This is a genomic window from Nocardia brasiliensis IFM 10847 (assembly GCF_000710915.1).
GTDB classification, from domain to species: Bacteria; Actinomycetota; Actinomycetes; order Mycobacteriales; family Mycobacteriaceae; genus Nocardia; species Nocardia brasiliensis_A.
Genome location: NZ_BAUA01000006.1, coordinates 26,209 through 45,128, shown reverse-complemented (window position 1 = coordinate 45,128; position 18,920 = coordinate 26,209). Strand labels below are relative to the sequence as shown.

18 protein-coding genes are annotated in these 18,920 nt (G+C 68.3%); 6 read left to right on the top strand and 12 right to left on the bottom strand.

Going from position 1 to position 18,920, the window contains the following annotated elements; genetic code table 11:
- Positions 1-4: 4 nt before the first annotated feature.
- The 3 genes from aspS to NBRGI_RS01130 all read right to left on the bottom strand — a co-directional run bounded on the left by aspS (position 5) and on the right by NBRGI_RS01130 (position 2,925).
- On the bottom strand, positions 5-1,297 hold the full coding sequence (gene aspS / locus NBRGI_RS01140; protein WP_029892370.1) for an aspartate--tRNA(Asn) ligase: 1,293 nt from the start codon (positions 1,295-1,297) through the stop codon (positions 5-7).
- Positions 1,298-1,520: 223 nt separating this feature from the next.
- Positions 1,521-2,255, bottom strand: coding sequence for a DUF6882 domain-containing protein (locus tag NBRGI_RS01135; protein WP_036556948.1), 735 nt, complete (start codon positions 2,253-2,255; stop codon positions 1,521-1,523).
- A gap of 208 nt (positions 2,256-2,463) precedes the next feature.
- On the bottom strand, positions 2,464-2,925 hold the full coding sequence (locus tag NBRGI_RS01130) for a hypothetical protein (RefSeq protein ID WP_014984259.1): 462 nt from the start codon (positions 2,923-2,925) through the stop codon (positions 2,464-2,466).
- Positions 2,926-3,682: 757 nt separating this feature from the next.
- Here NBRGI_RS01130 and NBRGI_RS01120 point away from each other — a divergent pair.
- Positions 3,683-4,267 (top strand): NAD-dependent epimerase/dehydratase family protein, encoded by a 585-nt coding sequence (locus NBRGI_RS01120; RefSeq protein ID WP_029892367.1) that lies wholly within the window; start codon positions 3,683-3,685, stop codon positions 4,265-4,267.
- A 105-nt stretch (positions 4,268-4,372) separates the two neighbouring features.
- On the opposite strand, the gene NBRGI_RS01115 is transcribed toward NBRGI_RS01120, so the two are convergent.
- The gene (locus tag NBRGI_RS01115) at positions 4,373-5,065 is read right to left on the bottom strand and encodes an SDR family NAD(P)-dependent oxidoreductase (protein WP_029892366.1); all 693 of its coding nucleotides are present in this window, start codon (positions 5,063-5,065) and stop codon (positions 4,373-4,375) included.
- A gap of 105 nt (positions 5,066-5,170) precedes the next feature.
- Here NBRGI_RS01115 and NBRGI_RS01110 point away from each other — a divergent pair, with 105 nt between their 5' ends.
- Positions 5,171-5,770 (top strand): TetR/AcrR family transcriptional regulator, encoded by a 600-nt coding sequence (locus tag NBRGI_RS01110; protein ID WP_029892365.1) that lies wholly within the window; start codon positions 5,171-5,173, stop codon positions 5,768-5,770.
- Between the two features lie 211 nt (positions 5,771-5,981).
- Here NBRGI_RS01110 and NBRGI_RS01105 read toward each other — a convergent pair whose 3' ends face one another.
- The 6 genes from NBRGI_RS01105 to NBRGI_RS01080 all read right to left on the bottom strand — a co-directional run bounded on the left by NBRGI_RS01105 (position 5,982) and on the right by NBRGI_RS01080 (position 13,511).
- Positions 5,982-6,608: a QsdR family transcriptional regulator gene (locus NBRGI_RS01105; protein ID WP_235210808.1), complete on the bottom strand. Its 627-nt coding sequence runs from the start codon at positions 6,606-6,608 to the stop codon at positions 5,982-5,984.
- Between the two features lie 45 nt (positions 6,609-6,653).
- Positions 6,654-8,450: an acyl-CoA dehydrogenase gene (locus NBRGI_RS01100; protein ID WP_029892363.1), complete on the bottom strand. Its 1,797-nt coding sequence runs from the start codon at positions 8,448-8,450 to the stop codon at positions 6,654-6,656.
- Between the two features lie 76 nt (positions 8,451-8,526).
- Entirely contained in the window at positions 8,527-9,648 is a 1,122-nt protein-coding gene (locus tag NBRGI_RS01095) for a CaiB/BaiF CoA transferase family protein (RefSeq protein WP_029892362.1), read from the bottom strand.
- A gap of 146 nt (positions 9,649-9,794) precedes the next feature.
- Positions 9,795-11,630 carry an adenylyl-sulfate kinase gene (cysC, locus tag NBRGI_RS01090; RefSeq protein ID WP_029892361.1) on the bottom strand — a complete coding sequence of 612 codons (1,836 nt, stop codon included), beginning with the start codon at positions 11,628-11,630 and terminating at the stop codon, positions 9,795-9,797.
- Positions 11,630-12,562: a sulfate adenylyltransferase subunit CysD gene (gene cysD / locus NBRGI_RS01085; RefSeq protein WP_029892360.1), complete on the bottom strand. Its 933-nt coding sequence runs from the start codon at positions 12,560-12,562 to the stop codon at positions 11,630-11,632. Before cysD ends, cysC begins: the two co-directional genes overlap by 1 nt.
- Positions 12,563-12,611: 49 nt before the next feature.
- Positions 12,612-13,511, bottom strand: a complete 900-nt coding sequence (locus NBRGI_RS01080) for a helix-turn-helix domain-containing protein (protein WP_029892359.1) — start codon at positions 13,509-13,511, stop codon at positions 12,612-12,614.
- 99 nt (positions 13,512-13,610) lie between these two features.
- Here NBRGI_RS01080 and NBRGI_RS01075 point away from each other — a divergent pair, with 99 nt between their 5' ends.
- From NBRGI_RS01075 to NBRGI_RS01065, 3 genes are read left to right on the top strand one after another with little or no spacing between them, the layout of a single operon-like run.
- Positions 13,611-14,774 carry a hypothetical protein gene (locus tag NBRGI_RS01075; RefSeq protein ID WP_029892358.1) on the top strand — a complete coding sequence of 388 codons (1,164 nt, stop codon included), beginning with the start codon at positions 13,611-13,613 and terminating at the stop codon, positions 14,772-14,774.
- Positions 14,774-15,550, top strand: coding sequence for an SDR family oxidoreductase (locus NBRGI_RS01070; protein ID WP_029892357.1), 777 nt, complete (start codon positions 14,774-14,776; stop codon positions 15,548-15,550). Before NBRGI_RS01075 ends, NBRGI_RS01070 begins: the two co-directional genes overlap by 1 nt.
- Before the next feature lie 46 nt (positions 15,551-15,596).
- Positions 15,597-16,760, top strand: coding sequence for a sulfotransferase family protein (locus NBRGI_RS01065; protein ID WP_029892356.1), 1,164 nt, complete (start codon positions 15,597-15,599; stop codon positions 16,758-16,760).
- 46 nt (positions 16,761-16,806) lie between these two features.
- Here NBRGI_RS01065 and NBRGI_RS01060 read toward each other — a convergent pair whose 3' ends face one another.
- Entirely contained in the window at positions 16,807-17,481 is a 675-nt protein-coding gene (locus NBRGI_RS01060; protein WP_029892355.1) for a PaaI family thioesterase, read from the bottom strand.
- 152 nt (positions 17,482-17,633) lie between these two features.
- On the opposite strand from NBRGI_RS01060, the gene NBRGI_RS01055 reads away from it, so the two are divergent.
- Positions 17,634-18,290, top strand: a complete 657-nt coding sequence (locus tag NBRGI_RS01055; protein ID WP_029892354.1) for an HAD family hydrolase — start codon at positions 17,634-17,636, stop codon at positions 18,288-18,290.
- A gap of 15 nt (positions 18,291-18,305) precedes the next feature.
- Here the strand turns inward: NBRGI_RS01055 and NBRGI_RS01050 are convergent, their stop codons facing one another.
- Complete coding sequence (locus NBRGI_RS01050; RefSeq protein ID WP_029892353.1) at positions 18,306-18,914, bottom strand: TetR/AcrR family transcriptional regulator; 609 nt, start codon at positions 18,912-18,914, stop codon at positions 18,306-18,308.
- Positions 18,915-18,920 lie beyond the last annotated feature (6 nt).

Genomic DNA, 18,920 nt, shown 5'->3' with positions numbered 1-18,920 from the left:
GGCCTCAGGGTTGCAGGCGGTGGCGATCCCGGGGAAACAGCGCCGCCCGGCGGATGTTGTCGGCCTCGGTGAGCCGCGACACCCACCGTTCCAACCCGATGGCGAAACCGCCGTGCGGCGGCATGCCGTGCCGCATCGCGGCCAGGTAGGCGTCGTACGCGGCCGGGTCTTCACCGCGCATCGCCAGCGCGGCGACGTAGTCGGCATGGTTGTGCAGGCGTTGTCCGCCGGTGACCAGTTCCAGCCCGCGCAACAGCAGGTCGAAGGAGTTGGTCCAGCGCGGGTCGTCCGGCTGCGGATGGGTGTAGAAGGGGCGTTTGGCCGCCGGGTAGCCTTCCACGGCAAGGAAATCCGAGTCGTAGCGCTGCTTTGCCCATGCGCCGAGGAAGCGCTCGTGTTCGGGCGCGAGGTCGGGCTCGTCGGCTGCGGCGCCGACCAGTTCGAGCGCCTCGCGGAAGTGCACGACCGGGATCTCCTCGGGCAGAACCGGCAGCCGCACGCCCGCGGTTTCGACTGCCACGGAGGCCTTTTCGGCGATGGCCGTCAGCATGGCCGCGAGTGTCGCACGGAGTTCGGCGAGTACGTCCCGGTGGTCGCGCACGAACCCGAATTCGACGTCCAGGGAGACGTATTCGGCCAGATGCCGGGCGGTGTCGTGCGGTTCGGCGCGAAAGACCGGACCGACCTCGTACACCCGCTCGAAGACGCCGGTGAGCATCTGCTTGTACAACTGGGGGGACTGCGCCAGGTAGGCGGGCACCCCGAAGTAGTCCAGCGCGAACACATTCGCGCCCGACTCGGCGCACTGGGCGACGATCTTAGGGGTCGTCACCTCGGTGAAGCCCGCACCGTCGAGATGCCGCCGGAAACCGGTGAGCGACGCGGCGGCGATCTGCCACACCGCCCGCCTGGTGGGGTGGCGCCAGCTGAGCGCGGCGTGGTCGAGTTCGACCGGCAGGGTGACGCCGAGTTCGGGGCGCCACAGCTCGAGCGGCGACGCCGCGGCCGGTGCGCTCAGCGCGTGCACGGCCGGGTCGACGAGTTCGACCCCGCCCGGTGCTTTGGCGTTGCGGCTCGCGGTTCCGGTCAGCCGGACCACGGTCTCTTCCGGCAGCTCCGAAACCTGCTGACGCACAGCGGGATCGGTGACCACCGCTTGAGCCAGTCCGGAGCGGTCGCGCAGTACGACGAAGGTCACGCTCGCCAGTTGTCTGCGTCGATGGATCCAGCCCTCGATGGTCACCGGATCCGGTTGTCGCAGGGCTGCGGGCAGTGCCGAACAGAGCGTACGTGGCATCGAAATCACCTCCTGGTTGTCGTCCCCGGGAGGTGTGGGCGATCGGGTATGTCGCGGTGCCACCACACCTTCGCGGCGCGTGGCGCGCCGCCTCTGCTGGTCGATTCGGAATCGGTGACCGGCCGACGCGGCTCGGAGTTCGTCACGCTCGTCGGCGCCGCATCTCGAATGGTAGCGACCACCGGGGGCCGCGCCAGTCATTTACCCGGCGCGGCCCAGCGACTCAGGCCAGGCTGTCCGCCCGCGAGGACGACATCGCCGTGACGCGCCCGGCGGCGTCGAAGGCGATGGCCACCTCGAGACCCGGACCGGCGAGCAGGAGTTTGCTCGCGTCGTCGGTGAAGGTCGCGGCGAGCCCGCGCTGCACCGCGTAGCTGTGGATGGCCCGTCGATGGTCGGGCAGCTCGAGCCGGAAGACGCCGTTGAGCACGTGCATGAGGCTGAGCAGATCGAGCGCGGGCGGGGTCAGCTCGGGGTGTTCGATCAGCACCGCGAGCCGGGTACCGCCCCCGACATCGCAGCTGTACCACGTCCAGCTGCCCGAGATCGCTTTGCACAGTTCACCGATGAGCCAGGTGACCCGGTTCGGTTCGGTGGGCGCGCCGGGCAGCTTCGCGAACGGGATCTCGGCGGTGTGCAGTTCCGGGATCCCGTGGCGCAGACCGTAATCGCGCACCGATCGGGCCAGTTCGGTGACCTCCGAGGGGTACCAGTCGTAGTTGGCCCAGCTCCACAGCCAGCTGCGCGGGCCGGGTGCGGCCGTGCCGAGGACGTGAAACCGCGTACAGGCCAACGGATGATCGCCGAAGAACTCGAATAATGGCGGCTCGTATGTGACATGCCACCGGTGTGCGCCGAGCACTTCGATACTGCGCTCCTGATGTTCATACGACATTAATGCCGCGTCATCGAGCAACTGTTCGAGGGTTGGCGATTCACTGCGGAGATAAGCCGTCACGACAGCTAATCCTGATCGATTTTCATACACGACGCATCCCCCTAGAATTGGCGTCCATAGCGGTTCGCCTGTCGTTATGAGCGTCTGGTGATCCGATGATTATGAAATTACGCCCGCCGGAACCGATGTCGTCGGCGTTGTGTGGCGTGGATATACCCCGATGCCCCGGAGAACCGACCGGTGTGCACGATGTGTTTGCGCGCGGAGACTACCGGTGGCTGGTTTGTACGCCGATCTGCTTGGTGAGCGCCCGGACGTCGGTCAGCAGTTGTGGTGCCTGGCTACAGTCGTCGGTGTTCACGTTCTTCGTCGTGTTGTCGGCGTAGGTCACGACCACTTCGTAGTAGAACTGGTCGAGGCATTCGTCCGGCCCCAGATAGCTGTCGCTGAGCGTGCGGAACTGCTGGCTGCCGACCAGGTCGAACAATTGGCCGCGCCGCTGGTCGGCGACCGCGCTGTCGACGGTGTAGATGTCGTGGACCCCCGCGATGCCACCGGTCTGGTGTAGTTCGATGCGCACCGCCGCGGATGTTGTTGCGGCGGTGGACGGGTCCGGTGCTCGACCGCTGGATTCCGAGCCACAGCCGGTGGCTCCGAGTAGTGCCGCGGCCACTCCGATCGGGAAGGCCGCCGCCAGTACTCGCCTGCGGTGAAATCGCGGTTTCCGCATGCTTCTACGCTACTCAGACAGGTCGGTGAACGTAATCGTTCACCTATTCCCCAGTCGTGCACCGCAACCGCGCCCACCTCGCGGAGCGGGCATTCGGTCATGCGGTGCGGCAGGGTGGCATGATCGAACCCGGGACAGGTCGGCCCCGTTACGGAGGGTGTTTCATGGCAACCGTCGGCGTACTGCGCATCGCCCGGTTGCGGGCGCTGATCGATCATCCGGGTACCGGCGCCGGCGAACGTGCCGTGGCGCAGCGGATGCTCGACCGCATCCTGGGCAAGTCCGGTACCAGCGCGGGGACCGGTTCCCCGCAGCGGTCCTACGGCGCCAGGCACGGCCGCGGCGGGCGGCATGCCGATCTTCCTCGCATCGTCGAGATGATCCGCGCGGACATCGATTTCGCGCAGCGTTTCACGGTGCCGGGGAGGCGGCGGAACTCGAACTCCGCAGCCCGATCCGCGACGCTCCGGCCGGGATCACCTATTCGGTCGAGTCGCCGTCCTACGGCCGGATCGTCATCGGCATCGAGGGTGTCCCGCTCGAGTGGGGATGGTCGCGTGCGGACGGGGTCGAGACCGTCGCTGCGGCGCTGCACGAACTCGCCGCCGCGCTGGCGGACGTCATGGACAGCTACAACCGGGACGGCCCCGAGGTCGGCAAGCGGTTCTTCGGCAGCGTTCGCGTGCATGACGTGACGCTCGTCTGGTGACCTCGCCGCGTGCCGGGGCGTGCGGGACGGGCTGACTATGGTGGGACGATGCGGATCTTTCTGGCCGGCGCGACCGGCGTCATCGGAACACGATTGGTGCCGCTGCTGATCGCGGCCGGGCACGAGGTGGCCGGAATGACCCGATCGGCGGGCAAGGCCGAGCAGGTGCGCGCGGCCGGTGCGGAGCCGGTGATCTGCGATGTGTACGACGCGGACGCGCTGACCGCGGCCGTCCGGGACTTCGGTCCCGATCTGGTGCTGCACCAGCTCACCGACCTGCCCGACGATGCCGCGTCGCTGCCCGAATCCGGCGCGGCGAATTCCCGCATCCGCACCGAGGGCACCCGGAATCTGATCACCGCCGCGCAGACCGCGAGTGCGAAACGCTTTCTCGCGCAGAGCATCGCGTGGGAGCCGGCGGGCGGCCGGGGCGAGGTCGTCCGGCAGCACGAGACGGCCGTGCTCGACATCGGCGGCGTGGTCGTGCGATACGGCCAGTTCTACGGTCCCGGAACCTATTACGAGACGGAGCTGCCCGCGCATCCGCGGGTGCACGTGGACGAGGCCGCGGCGCAGACGATTCCGCTGCTCGAAGCGGCCGGTGGCGTGGTGATCATCGCCGAGAACGCCTGAGCCGATCCGCTTGCGGGGCGAAAACCGCACTGCCCACGGTGCATTGGAGTGAACGCGGGCACGCTTCCACGGTAGCGACTGCTCGTGGGCGCTTGGGGCGCTGTATCACCAGGGGACGGGCGCCCCGTGCCGATCCAGGAATTGCAGTCCGGGCGCGCCCGCTTGGGCGTCGAGCACGTCCACCACGGCCGGGATGCTCTCTGTCGGGCTGAGCGGCGCGTCGGGTCCGCCCAGCTCGGTGCGATTATGTCCGGGATCGATGAGCAGCTTCGTGTGGCCGTCGTCGGCGTTGCGGGTGGCGTAGCTGCGCATCAGCTGGTTCAAAGCGGCTTTGCTCGCCTTGTAGAGCTCGTAGCCGTCCTCGGTGTTCTGTGCGACGCTGCCCTGCTCGGAGGACATGACAGCGACGGTGCCACCGGGTACGACGAGATCGCGCAGCGCTTCGACCGCGCGCAGCGGACTGAGCGCGTTGGTGATCATCACCTCGGTGAACATCTCGGTGGAGACCGCGCTGATCGGCAGATCGCCCCGGTCGATCGCGGCATTGACGAACAGTAGATCGAGCGGGCAGTCGGCCAGACGCGCGCGCAGCGCGGCGAGCTGTTCCGGACTGGTCATCTCCAAAGTTTCGATCCGCAAGCGCCCGTGCGAGGCCTGCGCGAGCGCCGCCAGTTCGCCGCCGGTGCTGCGGGTAGTGGCGATCACCTGCCGGCCGCGGCGGACGAGCTCGGCGGCGAGGACGAGGCCCAGGCCGCGGGCGGCGCCGATGACGAGGGCGTGCGCGGTGGTGTCGGACATGTGCACTCCTTGGCAATAAGGCAATTTGTCTAGACTAGACGTTGCGTCTAGACAGTACCAGGCTGAATGAGCCCCCACATCCGAGCGGCCGATAGGGTGTCGGGCATGCCCGACGCGAAATCGCAGATCCGCAGGGTGCGCTCCGGCAATCAGCGCGACGAAGCCGCGCGCCTGGCCGTGCTGCACGCCGCCGACGATCTGCTCGTCGAACACGGCTTCGCGGCGCTGACCGTCGAGGCCATCGCGCGCCGGGCGGGTGTCGCCAAGCAGACGATCTATCGCTGGTGGCCGTCCAAGGTCGAGATTCTGCTCGACACGCTCCTCGAGGACAGCGCCAAGCATCTTCCGGTGCCGGTGGAAAAGCCGACGGCCGAAGGCATTCGGGCCTACCTGCGCGATTTCGCGCGTTTCGTCGGTCGCGATCCGGCGGGCAAGGTGCTGCTCGCACTCCTCGCCCAGGCCCAGCACGATCCGGGCACGGCCGAGCGAGTTCAGGCGCGTTATCTGGGTCCGCGCCGAGCCGCCGAGCGCGACCTGCTCACCCGCGCCGCCGACGCGGGCGAGATCGCGCCCGTGCTCGGTCCCGACGCGGTACTCGACGCACTCATCGGTCCGCTCATCTATCGCGCCATGACCGGCGCGAGCATTCCGCGTGAGCTCGTGGACACCCTCGTCGACCGCCTGCTCGCACCGATCGCCAGGTGAGCACGCCCGGCCCGCTCGCGTAGATCCGAAGGCGGTCAACCGGATTCGACCGCGACCGGTGCGATTCGCGGTCGCCGCGGCCGCCCGGACCGGCGGGCGGAACTCGTGCGCGAGCACCCTGTCGGGCATGTGCTCGGTGAGCACGGACGGCACGCGCGCACCGGATTTCGATCAGGTCGATTCGCATACGGCGGACTATCGGGGCGATACGTCAGCGGTCGGTACGCGGCGTGGTGATCGCCTCCGGTATGCCGAGCAGCGCCGCCTGCACCTCGTGCAGGCGATCGACGTCGCCGCGGATGCCCGCCACATTATCGTTGTAGAGGAAGGCCTCGCCGAGCCGCACCAGGGCGTAGGCGAGCAGATCCGGCTCGAGCGGCGGGCGGTAGTCGTCCTCGCGTTCGGCGCGCGCGATCAGTTCGCGCACCGTCGCGACCACCAGCGGCTGCACCGGTCCGTCGCTCGCGGTGAGAATGCGCAACCCGGCCAGCGGTTCGTTCTCGAAATACCGCCGGAACGGCTCGTTGTCGGTCATCCAGCGGTTCACCCGATACAGCACATCGAGGATGCGCCGCGCCCCGGCCGAACGCCTGCGTGCGTCGGCCCGGGTGAGCAGCGCCTCGAACTCGCCCGCGAGCACCGTGCCGAGCACACCCTCGCGGGAACCGAACCAGCGGTAGATGGAGGCGCGGCTCAGCCCGAGTTGCGCGGCGATCGCCTGGATGTCGACCCGCTCCCCGGCCAGGAACGCACGGCGGGCGAGATCGATGACCTCCGCCCTGGTCGCAGACGCCGGTCGTCCGGGCGGGCGGGTGGTCCGCTGGCGGGAGGAGGTCATCGGAATATGGTACATCCTTCCATTCGTGTACCGAACCGATTGTGCTCAGAACCAGGCGTCGCGCATGTCCAGCGTGGTGGTGTCGAGCCGGGCGAGCAGATCCAGTGCCGGTCCGGTCTTGGGCAGTTCGAAGCGGTAGAAGAACCGGGCCGCGTGCCGCTTGCCGTCGTAGAAGTCGCCGGTGTGCGGGCCGGCGGCCAGCAGTTGCTCCAGCCAGATCCAGGCCAGCACGATGTGGCCGAACGCCTCGAGATAGACCGAGCTGTTCGCCAGCGCGGCCTCGAAATCGCCCGAGGCGAACAGGCCCGCGGTCACCTCGACCAATCGCTGCCACGCCGAATCCAGTTGCGCGGCAAGCTCGGCCGCCTCGCCGCCGGCGGCGAGGGCCGCCGTGACCGTGGCCTGCACCCGGCCGCCGAGCGCGAGCAGGCTGGCGCCGCCCTGCTGAGTGACCTTGCGTCCCAGCAGATCCAAACCCTGGATGCCGTGGGTGCCCTCGTGGATCGGATTCAGCCGGTTGTCCCGGTAGTGCTGCTCGACGTTGTATTCGCGGGTGTAGCCGTAACCGCCCAGCACCTGGATCGCGAGGTTGTTCGCCTCCAGGCACCACTGCGACGGCCAGCTCTTCGCGATCGGGGTGAGGATGTCGAGCAGCAGGGTGAGCGCCTGGCGCTCCTCGTCGGAGTCGGCGGTGCGCTGTTCGTCGACCAGTCGCGCGCAGTAGAGCACGAGACCCAGCGCGCCTTCGGTATAAGCCTTCTGCGCCAACAGCATTCGTTTGACGTCGGCGTGCTCGACGATCGGCCGCTGTGCGGCGGTGGGGTCGGCGGGCAGCTTCGCGCGGCCCTGGGCGCGGGTGCGCGCGTAGTCCAGTGACTCCAGGTATCCGGTGTAGCCGAGCGCCGTCGCGACCAGGCCGACGCCGATGCGCGCCTCGTTCATCATGTGGAACATGTAGCTCAGGCCGCGGTGCGGCTCGCCGACCAGGTAGCCGATCGCGCCGGGCGCACCCGCGGGCGTCCACTTGCCCTCGCCGAAATTGAGCACGGTGTTGACGGTGCCGCGGAAACCCATCTTGTGGTTGAGTCCGGCGAGTGCGACATCGTTGCGTTCGCCGATGGCGCCGTCTGCACCGACCAGGAAGCGCGGCACGATGAACAGCGAGATGCCCTTCGTGCCCGCCGGGCCGCCGGGGATCTTCGCGAGCACCAGGTGCACGATGTTCTCGCCGAGCTCGTGGTCGCCGCCGGAGATCCACATCTTGGTGCCGAACAGGCGATAGGTGCCGTCCTCGCGCGGCTCGGCGCGGGTCACGATATCGGCCAGCGAGGACCCGGCCTGCGGTTCGGACAGGCACATCGTGCCGAAGAACCGGCCCTCCAGCATGGGCCGCACGAATCGTTCGCCGAGCGCGGGGCCGGCATGGGCGAGCAGCAGATTGGCGTTGGCGACGGTGAGGAACGAATAGCCCGCGGTGCCGGGGTTGGCCGCCTGGAACCACGCGTAGCTCGCCTGCGCCACGGTTACCGGCAGCTGCCCGCCGCCGAGCTCGTAATCCATCGCCACGGCGGGCAATCCGGCCTTGGCGAAGGCGTCGAGCGCCACGCCGACCTCGGGGATGAGGGTGACACGCTCGCCGTCGAACGTCGGCTCGTGCGCGTCGTTGAGCTTGTTGTGCGGCGCGAAGTACTTGGTCGCCAGCTGCTCGCTCAGGTCCAGCACCGCATCGAAGGTCTCCCGCGAATGATCCGCGTACCGCCCGCGCTTGGTCAGCTCCTCGACGTGTAGCCACTCGTAGAGCAGGAAGTCGAGATCGCGCCGGGAAAGCAGCGTAGACCGCATCACCCATCCTTTCGAGACATGTGCAATCTACTGTATCTTACGCTGCGGCTCGCTCCGCTTACCGGAAATCGTAGCGTCAGGTGTTGAGACGATCCAGGTCGTCGGCGGGAACACCCCAGCCGGACAGCAACTTTCGCACCTGCTGCGGGTCGGCGGAGAGCGGTGCCGGGACATCGGCAGGCGTGCGGTCGAAGCGCGGCGCGGGGGCGGGCTGCAGGACGCCGTTCACCGTGATGAAGGCGTTGCGCGCCACGTTGTGCGGGTGCTCGTGGGCTTCCCAGGGGCTGAGCACCGGGGCCACACAGGCGTCGGAACCGCTGAACAGCTCGGTCCACTCGTCGCGGGTGCGCTCCTTGAATTTGGCGCCGAGCACCTCTTTGAGCTGTGGCCACCCGTTCTTGTCCAGCTGGAACGGCAGTTCGGGGTCGTCGATGCCGAGGATCGCGAGCATCTGGTTGTAGAACGGGATTTCGACGCAGCCGACCGCGAGGTACTCCCCGTCGGCGCATTCGTAGGTGTCGTAGAACGGCGCGCCGCCGTCGAGCATGTTCTCCCCGCGCGGAAAGTTCCACAGCCCGAGGTGGTGCAGGCCGTGCATGGACGCGGTGAACAGCGCGGCGCCGTCGACCATGGCGGCATCGATCACCTGGCCCCGGCCGGAGCGCTCCCGTTCGTACAGCGCGCCGAGCACGCCGAGCGCGAGCAGCAGACCGCCGCCCGCGTAATCGCCGAGCATGTTCGCGGGCGGCACCGGCGCCTCACCCGCGCGCCCGACCAGTCCGAGCGCTCCGGAGACGGCGATGTAATCGATATCGTGGCCCGCGGTGCGCGCCAGCGGACCATCCTGACCCCAACCGGTCATCCGGCCGTAGATCAGGCGCGGGTTGCGCGCGGCCAGATCGGCGGGGCCGATGCCGAGGCGCTCGGTGACGCCCGGCCGGAACCCTTCGATCAGTACGTCCGCGTGTTCGGCGAGCGCGAGTAGCGTGTCCCGATCGTCGGGATTCTTGAGATCGAGGGTGATGCTGTGCTTGCCGCGGTCCAGCGGACCCTCCGGCGAGACGATGCCCTCGCCGGGTTTGCCGCCGCGATCCACCCGCAGCACCTGCGCGCCGAGATCGGCCAGGATCATCGCCCCGAAGGGGCCCGGCGCGAGGCTGGCGATCTCGATGACTTTGACTCCGTGCAGTGGTCCCATGTCTCCGCTCTCTGTCGTCCTTCATGCGGGCATGCGGCCACACGGCCGAACCCCCGTCCGTCCGGTCGGTGCCCCGACCGTAGGTCGGACTCGGCACGCGGCCAATGACCGTCGCGCTCGAGTAACCGTGACCGCAGCGCTCACGCTCAGTCCAGACGCGCCAATCGCGCGAGGATGGTGGCCGCCATGGCGGCGGGGTCACCGTGGTCCGGGCGCAGCACGAGTTCGGCGTCGGTGGGCGCCTCGTACGGATCGTCGATACCGGTGAAGCCGCTGATCTCGCCCGCACGGGCCTTGGCGTACATGCCTTTCGGGTCACGGGCTTCGCAGACCTGCAGCGGCGTATCGACGAAGACCTCGACGAACGGTATGCCCGCCGCGAGGTGCGCGGCGCGGACCCGGTCGCGGTCGGCCCGGTACGGACTGATCAGCGAGACCACCGCCACCACACCGGCGTCGGCGAACAGCCGTGCGACTTCGCCGACGCGGCGGACGTTCTCGACCCGGTCGGCGGCGCTGAAGCCGAGATCGGCGTTCAGCCCGTGTCGCAGGTTGTCGCCGTCGAGCAGGAAGGCCGGGCGACCCGAGGCGACCAGGCGACGTTCGAGTTCCACTGCGACGGTGGACTTTCCGGAGCCGGACAGACCGGTCAGCCAGACCGTCAGGCCACGCGTCGCGCGCTCGTCCCGGCCGACCGCGGTCGAATGCCAGACGACCCGCGACGAGGGCAGGGTGGGCCCGGTGATCATGCCCGCGGCGACGGTGTTGTTGGTGGTGTCGTCGACCAGGATGAAGCTGCCGGTGAACCGATTGCGCCGGTACGGGTCGAACAGCAGCGGCTGCCGGGTGCGGAGCTGGACTCGGCCTATCTCGTTGAGCGACAGCGATTCCGGGCTCTCGTCGCGGTGCAGTGTGTTCACATCGAGCCGGTAGTCGAGGCTGCGCACCTCGGCGGTGGCGCTACGGGTGGTGTGCCGGATGGTGTAGGTCGCGCCGGGGGAGAGCCGGCTGTCGTCAGCGAACCAGCACACCATCGCATCGAGGTCGCGCCCGGCGATGGGCCGGTTGTTCGGGCGGCAGATCATGTCACCGCGCGAGACATCGATCTCGTCGGCGAGCTGGATCGTCACCGCCTGCGGCGGAAACGCTTCCGCGACGGGCGTGCCGCCCGGTCCCCAGATCGCGGCCACGGTGCTCGTCAATCCCGAAGGGAGAACCGCCACTTCGTCGCCGGGCTTGAACACACCGCCCGCGACCGTGCCCGCGTAGCCGCGGAAATCCTGGGCATGCCTGCGGGTCACGTACTGCACCGGAAAACGTGCGTCGATGAGGTTGCGGTCGGAGGCGATGTGCACCTCCTCGAGGTGGTGCAGCAGGGGCGTGCCCTCATACCACGGCATGCTCGCGCCGCGGTGCACGATGTTCTCGCCGTGCAGCGCGGACATCGGCACGAAGGTCAGGTCGGAGACGTCCAATTTCGAGGCGAACTGGGCGAATTCGGTGCGGATCTCCTCGAACCGGGCCTGCGACCAGTCCACCAGGTCCATCTTGTTGACGCAGAGCACCAGGTGCGGAATACCGAGCAGACCGGCCAGGAAGGCGTGCCTGCGGGTCTGCTCGACCACCCCCTTGCGCGCGTCGACGAGGATCAGCGCGAGATCGGCGGTGGACGCGCCGGTCACCATGTTCCTGGTGTACTGGATGTGGCCGGGAGTGTCGGCGATGATGAATTTCCTCCGGGGCGTCGCGAAATAGCGGTGCGCCACGTCGATGGTGATGCCCTGTTCCCGTTCCGCCCGCAACCCGTCGGTGAGCAGCGCGAGGTTCGGGTAGTCGTCGCCGCGGTCGCGGCTGGTGCGCTCGACGGCGGCGAGCTGGTCGGTGAAGATCGTCTTGGAGTCGAAGAGCAGCCGGCCGATGAGGGTGGACTTGCCGTCGTCGACGCTGCCCGCGGTGGCGAGGCGCAGCAGGGTGGCGGTCATCAGAAGTAGCCCTCTCGTTTGCGATCTTCCATGCCCGCCTCGGAGATCCGGTCGTCGGCGCGGGTGGCGCCGCGCTCGGTGACCCGGGCGGCGGCCACCTCGGTGACCACCTCGGCGGGGGTGGCCGCGGTGGATTCCACGCAGCCGGTGCAGGTGGCGTCGCCGACCGTGCGGAACCGCACCGTGGTCTCGAAGGGCTGCTCACCGTCCAGCAGTTGCAGGAACCTGGTGTGCGCCAACAGCATTCCATCGCGCTGCACCACCGGCCTGCGGTGCGCGTAGTAGAGCGGCGGCAGGTCGATGCCCTCCGCGGCGATATAGGTCCAGATGTCGAGCTCGGTCCAGTTGGACAACGGGAACACTCGAATATGCTCGCCCGCACGGTGTTTGCCGTTGTAGAGGTTCCACAGCTCGGGTCGCTGACTGCGCGGGTCCCACTGCCCGTATTCGTCGCGGAAGCTGAACACGCGCTCCTTGGCGCGCGCCTTCTCCTCGTCGCGGCGCGCGCCGCCGAAGACGGCGTCGAAGCCGCCCTCCTTGATCGAGCGCAACAGTGTCGCGGTCTGCAATCGGTTGCGCGAGGCCCGCGGCCCGGTCTCCTCGGTGACCCGGCCCGCGTCGATATCGTCTTGCACCCGGCCGACGACGAGGCGCAGCCCCAGCCGCGTGACCGTCTCGTCGCGGTAGGCGATCACCTCGTCGAAATTGTGCCCGGTGTCGATGTGCAGCACCGGGAACGGCAGCGGCGCGGGCCAGAAGGCCTTCGCCGCTAGGTGCAGCATCACCACCGAGTCCTTGCCGCCGGAGAACAGCAGCACCGGTCGCTCGAAGGTCGCCGCTACTTCTCGGAATATGTGTGCCGACTCGGCCTCGAGCGCGTCCAGATGAGGCAGCTCGTAGGTGCTCGCCGTCGACTTCGCGTACTGGCTCACATCGCAAAACTAGAACACGTTTCGGTCGTTGGCAATGGGTGCGCGGACGTCAACCGCGCGATGCCGGTCGGGTGGACGGCTTCCGGCCTCCTGAAGCAGCCGTGACGGCGTCCGCCGCGGCGATGAGAGCCGTTCCGCGCCTATCGATTTCGGCACCCGTGATGGACTTCCCCACGTACATCGTGAGCACCATGTTCTGCCTGCCGTCGCCGCCGTAGGTCGGGGCGGCGAGCAGGCTGACGGGATGCTCCTTGCGTGGTCGCAGATCGGTGCCCAGGTACACCCGTTCGCCCAGGCTGGTCACCAGCTCCCCGACCAGTTCCCGCAGTTCATCGGGCAGATCGCGGGCCGCGAACCCGGCCAGCAAGGAATACAGCCTGCGACCCGCGGCGGTCAGGCTCTCCACCAGATAGCCGCGCTCGCGGCACTCGGCGACCACTCGGCGCAATCGGGCCTCGTCCTGTTGCAGCGGCACGGTCGGCGGTTGGGCCAGCCACGCGTCGAACGCTGCGTCGGTATCCCACAGCACGTACATCAGCCCGACCGGCGGCGCGAAATGGTAGGCGGCGCCGACCTTGACCATTCCCGGTCCGGTGCTCTCCAGCACCATGATCCGGTCGCCGACCACGGCCGATGCGGTGCAGGTCGTGCGGTATTCGCCGGTGAGTCGTTCCAGTTCCGTGCGCGCCAGCGCGGATATCGCGAAGCTGTCCTGCGCGACCCGGCCGGCGGCGATGAGCGCGGGGCCCAGGCCGTAGGTCCGGGCATCGGCATCGCGTACCAGGTAGCCACCCGCGGTGAGCTCGGTGAGAATGCCGAGGCAGGTGGGTTTCGCCAGGTCGAGCGTGCGGGCGAGCTCGGACAGGCCGAAGCGCTTGCCGCGCTGTTCGACGAAGAAATCCAGCACCTGCACGACGCGCACCGTTGGTGCGGATCTACGGCCGACCATTGACCACTCCTAGAACACGTTCTAATCTCAGCTGAGAGGAAATGTACCAGAGCGGTACATATTTGGAACACCACAGCGTGTGATTCAACGGAGAGCCTTTTGCTGACACAGCCGTTCGCGGACGCCATCGCCGCCGCCGAGCAGATCATCACCGGAGCCGCGCACATCCGGACCGAGCAGGACCTCGTCGAGGGCTACGACTACCTGGCGGGCAGCATTCGCGCGGCCCTGCAGATGGCGTGGGCCTACGAGCGGGACTTCCCGTTCTTCGTCCAGTCCACCGGGCCGTACACGAAGATGGGTCTGGACAACCCGGACACGCTCTACTTCCACTCCTACCTGCGCCCGGACACCGAATACGTGGTCACCGGAAAGCGCGGCACCACAAGGGATCTGAGCTTTCAGGTGCTGAACGGGAACTATTCCCCGGTGGACGTGCCGGACAGCCTCACCGCATTCGACGACCGGGCGCTCGAGGTGGCGCCGGACGGGTCCTACGAACTGCGGCTCGGGCCCGGGCCCGCGCGTCCCGGCTATGTCCACCTCGCAGCGGACTCCGCCATGCTGGTGATCCGGGAGGTCTACAGCGACTGGGGCAACGAGCGTCCCGGCACTGTGCGCATCGCCCGGGTCGACGGTATCGGCGACGCTCCGCCTCCGCTGACGAAAGACCTGCTGACCAAACGCTACGGCGTGGCAGGGAAGATGCTGATCTCGCGCTTGCAGACCTTCCTCGCCTTCCCCGAATGGTTCTATCTGAACCTGCCGGTGAACACGATGACCGAACCGCGTTCCACGCCGGGCGGTCTCACCACCCAGTTCTCCTCGGCCGGACACTACGAGCTGAGCGACGAGCAGGCGATGATCATCACGGTGCCGAAATCCGATGCGCCGTACCAGGGTTTCCAGCTCGGCAGCATGTGGTACCTGTCGCTGGACTACATCAACCACCAGACCAGTCTCACCGCCGACCAGGCGCGGGTGGACCCGGACGGCATGATCCGCCTCGTGGTCAGCGAGCGGGATCCCGGGCTGGCCAACTGGATCGAACGCACCGGGCACGACCGCGGCTACCTGCAATTCCGGTGGCAAAGACTGTCCCGGGAGATGAAACCGGAGGACGGTCCGACGGTGGAGGTGGTCCCGGTCGCCGAACTGGGACAACGACTTCCGTTCTATGACCAGGCGCGCGTCACGCCGGACGAATGGCGCGCACGAATCGCGGCCCGGCAGGCCGCGGTCGCGGAAAGGATGCTCGGCTGATGTTGTTGCAGGACAAAGTTGTCGTCGTCTCCGGTATCGGGCCCGGGCTCGGCCGATCCATCGCGGTGCAGAGCGCGAAGGCCGGCGCCGACGTGGTGCTCGCGTCCCGGACCGAATCGCGGCTGACCGAGGTGGCCAAGGAGATCACCGAACTCGGCAGACGCGCGGTCGTGGTGCCCACCGACATCAACGACGAGGCGGCCGCGATCAATCTGGTCGAGACGGCGCAGCGCGCGTTCGGCCGGGTGGACACGCTGGTGAACAACGCCTTCGCCATTCCGCCGATCGCCGACCTCGCCGATGTCGACCTGGACCAGGTGCGCGCCGGCTTCGAGACGAATGTGCTCGCGGCACTGCGCTTGACGCGGCTGTTCGTGCCAGCCCTGGCCGAGTCGAAGGGCTCGGTGGTGATGATCAACTCGGCGGTGCTGCGGCATTCGCGGCGGACCTTCGGCCCCTACAAGATGGCCAAGGCGAGCCTGCTCGCGCTGGCGCAGAGCCTGGCCACCGAGCTCGGCCCGCGCGGCATCCGGGTGAACACCATTGCCCCGGGATATATCTGGGCCGACAACCTGAAGTGGTACTTCAATTACCTCGCCGAGCAGCGCGGCATCACCGCCGATGAGGTGTACGCCGAGACGGCGAAGACCATCGACCTGCGCAAGCTGCCCGAGCCCGACGAGATCGCCGACGCGGTCGTGTTCTTCGCCTCGGCCATGGCGCGGGCGATCACCGGTGCGTGCCTGGACGTCAACGGCGGCGAGTACCACCACTAGCCGGATTCGCGGCAACACAGACTCGCGGCGATACAGAGGAGATGAAGTGATCGGTAGGGACGACGTCGGCACCATCGACGATCTGCACGCCTCGGCGACCAAGGTCGTCGGGCTGGACGATTTCGGTGCCGACGACTACCGCGCGGGGCTCGAGGTCCTGCTGGAGTCCTATGCCAAGGACGCGGAGCTGACCCCGTTCGGCAACAAGGTGAATCGCGCGTTCCTGCGCGGTGCGCTGATCGCCCGGCTGCTCAGCGAGGCGGCGTGGCAACGCTTTCCCGAACACGCCGAACTCGCGATCGAGCGTCCGGTCTTCGTGACCGGCCTGCCGCGCTCGGGGACGACGGCCGTGCACCGGCTGCTCAACGCCGACCCGGCGCATCAGGGACTGGAGATGTGGCTGACCGAGATGCCGCAGCCGCGCCCGCCCCGCGACACCTGGGCGAGCAACCCGGTCTATCAGCGAATCGAGGCGGCTTTCGAGAAGCACCACATCGAACACCCGGAATTCATGGGGGTGCACCATATTTCGGCCGACCAGGTGGAGGAGTGCTGGCAGCTGCTGCGGCAGTCGGCGATGTCGGTGTCCTACGAGTGCCTGGGGTATCTGCCCAGCTATTCGGAATGGCTGCGCGACCAGGACTGGACCCCGGCTTACCGCAGGCATCGCCGCAACCTGCAACTGATCGGGCTGCCGGACGCCGGACGGCGCTGGGTGCTGAAGAACCCGAGCCACCTGTTCGCCCTCGACGCCATCTTCGAGGTGTACCCGGACGCGCTGATCATTCAGATGCACCGCGATCCGCGCACCATCATCGCCTCGGTGTGCAGCCTCAACGAACAGGCCTCGGCCGGTTGGTCGGACAAGTTCCGCGGCCCGGTGGTGGGCGCCGCGCAGCTCGATCTCTGGGCCCGCGGGGCCGACCGCTTCCTGGCGGATCGTCAGCGCCACAACGCCGCTCAGTTCTGCGACGTCTACTACGACGACTTCGTGGCGGATCCGATCGGCACCGTCGCCGGGATCTACCGGCATTTCGATCTGCCGCTGACCACGCAGGCCACGGCGGCGATGACCGCGCTGCACGCCGAAAGCACCTCCGGCGCAGCGCGTCCCGCGCATCGATACACGCTCGAGGATTTCGGTTTGACCGCAGAACAGGTCGACGCCCGGTTCGCCGATTATCGGGGCGAGCATTTCCCGAAGGCCTGAATCAGACACGCCGCCACCGTCTTCCGGGACGGTGGCGGCTGTGTTGTTACGGCTGACCGGGCTTCAACACGATGAACAGGCCGTGCGCCTCGGCGCACAGGCGCTCACCGTCGTGCAGCGTGGCGCGGACATAGACCTTGCGCCCCTCTTGCCGCTCGGCCCAGGCGTGCACCTGCAGTTCGGTGTTCAGCGGCGTGATCGAGCGGTAGTCGATGGTCAGCGACGCCGTACGGGTCACGGCGCGGGCGTGGACCGCGGCGGCCATGCCGAGCAGGTCGTCGAAGCTGAGCGCGATGTGGCCGCCGTGTGCGGCACTGTTGCCGCCCAGGTGGAAGGTCCGGAACGTGACGCGCGCGTCCACGCCGTCTTTGCCCGCGTGATCGATGACGTAGGGCGGCAGCGTGATGTTGCCGCGAGCGGGCAGATCGTGGCGGGTCCAGTTCGGCGTGGACCACTCGTCCACCCGGGCCGCGTCGAGCTTGTCGTTGAGCTCCTTGAGCAGGCCGATCGTCTCCACCGCGAGTTCATCGGACGGGCAGGCCAGACGCACGCGGTCCATCAACCCGCGCACCTGTTCGACGAACTCCCCGTAGTGCGGTCCGCCGCGCTCGATATCGGCGCCCTGTTCTTCGCGCGCGTTGATCAGCTCGGTCATCGGCCGGAACGCGCCCTCATGATGCTCTTTGCTCGGCAGCGAGGCACCGGCCTGCTCTTCGTTCATAAGGAACACGTTATAGGTTGCCGTCGGAATGCTCGCGCCGCAGGTGCTCGGCGGGTGCCGTGGCCTAGGCTGGTCCGCGGTGGACGGCGCCGGCCGGGACAGGCCGGTCGCCCGGCGGGTGGACCGGTCCGGCGGCGAAAGGCTAAGGGTAGATGGGTATTACGGCGGTTGTCTTCGACATGGACGGCGTGCTGATCGACTCCGAGCCGGTGTGGGAGCAGGTGCGCCGCGCCTACGTCGCCGACAAGGGCGGGCAGTGGCTGCCCGATACCCAGCAGCGGCTGATGGGGATGAGCACCCGGGAATGGTCGGAATACCTCAGTGCCGAGCTCGGCGTCGGGGAATCGCCGGAGACCGTGGCGCGCGACGTCATCGACCAGATGGTGGCGCACTACGACCGTGCGGTGCCGCTGCTGCCCGGCGCGATCGATGCCGTGCAGCGGATGAGCGAGCAGTACCCGCTCGGCGTGGCGAGTTCGTCGCCGCGGTCCCTGATCGACGTGGTCCTGGGGCGCACCGGACTGATCGAGTTCTTCACCGCCACCCTGTCCACCGAAGAGGTCGACCGCGGCAAACCCGCTCCCGATGTCTACCTGGCGGTGGCAGGTCTGCTTCGGCAGCGCCCGGCCGACTGTGCGGCGGTGGAGGATTCGAGCAACGGCATGCGTTCGGCACACGCCGCGGGTCTGCGGGTGATCGCCGCGCCCCGCCCCGAGTACCCACCGGCCGACGACGCGCTCGCCCTGGCCGCGCACGTGATCGATGACCTCGCGCAGTTGACGCCCGCGCTGGTCGGTGGGGCGGCGTAGCCGATTCCCGTGGGCTCAGTCCGCGTGTGGCTCGGGCAACGGTGTGGTGAGCAACGTCCGAGCGGCCGCAGGAAGGTCGGTGTCCAGCCAGTCCGGCAGGGCGGGATTGTGTGCGTGACGACGCAGGGCGGCGTAGGGAAGATCGACCACGGCGCGGCTGACCGCGTCGATCTCGCGGTGGCCCGCCCGGCCGAAGGCGCCGGTGGCGATGCGCCGCAGGTGGTCGAGCAATGGCGCGTTCATCTCGGCGAGCCGGGCGCGGAATTCGTCGTCGGGGCCGCCGTCCAGCAGATCGCTGGGGCGCAGGTTGAGCAGAAGCTTTGCGTCATCGGGTAATTCGCGGCCGAAGACGAGTGCGGCGCGCACCATGGCGACGCCCGCCTCGACCGGATCAGGATGATCCGCGGCGGTGAGCACGCCGGCTTGGAAGCGTGCGAGCGCGCGCAGCCACGCCTCGGTGAGCACGCCGTTGCGGTTGCCGAAGCGGTGGTACAGCGTGCCGACCGGCGCACCGCTGGCGTCGGCGATCGCGGCCACGCTGGCGGCGCGTGGCCCGTCGGCGAGGACGAGGGCGCGGGCTGCGTCGAGGATCACGTCGGTGTCGTGCTTGCGGGGTGGTGCCATGTACTA

Excerpts from the sequence above, each read along its gene's own strand:
- aspS (WP_029892370.1), bottom strand. The coding sequence starts at position 1,297 with ATGCCACGTACGCTCTGTTCGGCACTGCCCGCAGCCCTGCGACAACCG.
- NBRGI_RS01130 (WP_014984259.1), bottom strand. The coding sequence starts at position 2,925 with ATGCGGAAACCGCGATTTCACCGCAGGCGAGTACTGGCGGCGGCCTTC.
- NBRGI_RS01120 (WP_029892367.1), top strand. The coding sequence starts at position 3,683 with ATGCGGATCTTTCTGGCCGGCGCGACCGGCGTCATCGGAACACGATTG.
- NBRGI_RS01115 (WP_029892366.1), bottom strand. The coding sequence starts at position 5,065 with ATGTCCGACACCACCGCGCACGCCCTCGTCATCGGCGCCGCCCGCGGC.
- NBRGI_RS01110 (WP_029892365.1), top strand. The coding sequence starts at position 5,171 with ATGCCCGACGCGAAATCGCAGATCCGCAGGGTGCGCTCCGGCAATCAG.
- NBRGI_RS01105 (WP_235210808.1), bottom strand. The coding sequence starts at position 6,608 with ATGACCTCCTCCCGCCAGCGGACCACCCGCCCGCCCGGACGACCGGCG.
- NBRGI_RS01100 (WP_029892363.1), bottom strand. The coding sequence starts at position 8,450 with ATGCGGTCTACGCTGCTTTCCCGGCGCGATCTCGACTTCCTGCTCTAC.
- NBRGI_RS01095 (WP_029892362.1), bottom strand. The coding sequence starts at position 9,648 with ATGGGACCACTGCACGGAGTCAAAGTCATCGAGATCGCCAGCCTCGCG.
- cysC (WP_029892361.1), bottom strand. The coding sequence starts at position 11,630 with ATGACCGCCACCCTGCTGCGCCTCGCCACCGCGGGCAGCGTCGACGAC.
- NBRGI_RS01080 (WP_029892359.1), bottom strand. The coding sequence starts at position 13,511 with ATGGTCGGCCGTAGATCCGCACCAACGGTGCGCGTCGTGCAGGTGCTG.
- NBRGI_RS01070 (WP_029892357.1), top strand. The coding sequence starts at position 14,774 with ATGTTGTTGCAGGACAAAGTTGTCGTCGTCTCCGGTATCGGGCCCGGG.
- NBRGI_RS01060 (WP_029892355.1), bottom strand. The coding sequence starts at position 17,481 with ATGAACGAAGAGCAGGCCGGTGCCTCGCTGCCGAGCAAAGAGCATCAT.
- NBRGI_RS01055 (WP_029892354.1), top strand. The coding sequence starts at position 17,634 with ATGGGTATTACGGCGGTTGTCTTCGACATGGACGGCGTGCTGATCGAC.
- NBRGI_RS01050 (WP_029892353.1), bottom strand. The coding sequence starts at position 18,914 with ATGGCACCACCCCGCAAGCACGACACCGACGTGATCCTCGACGCAGCC.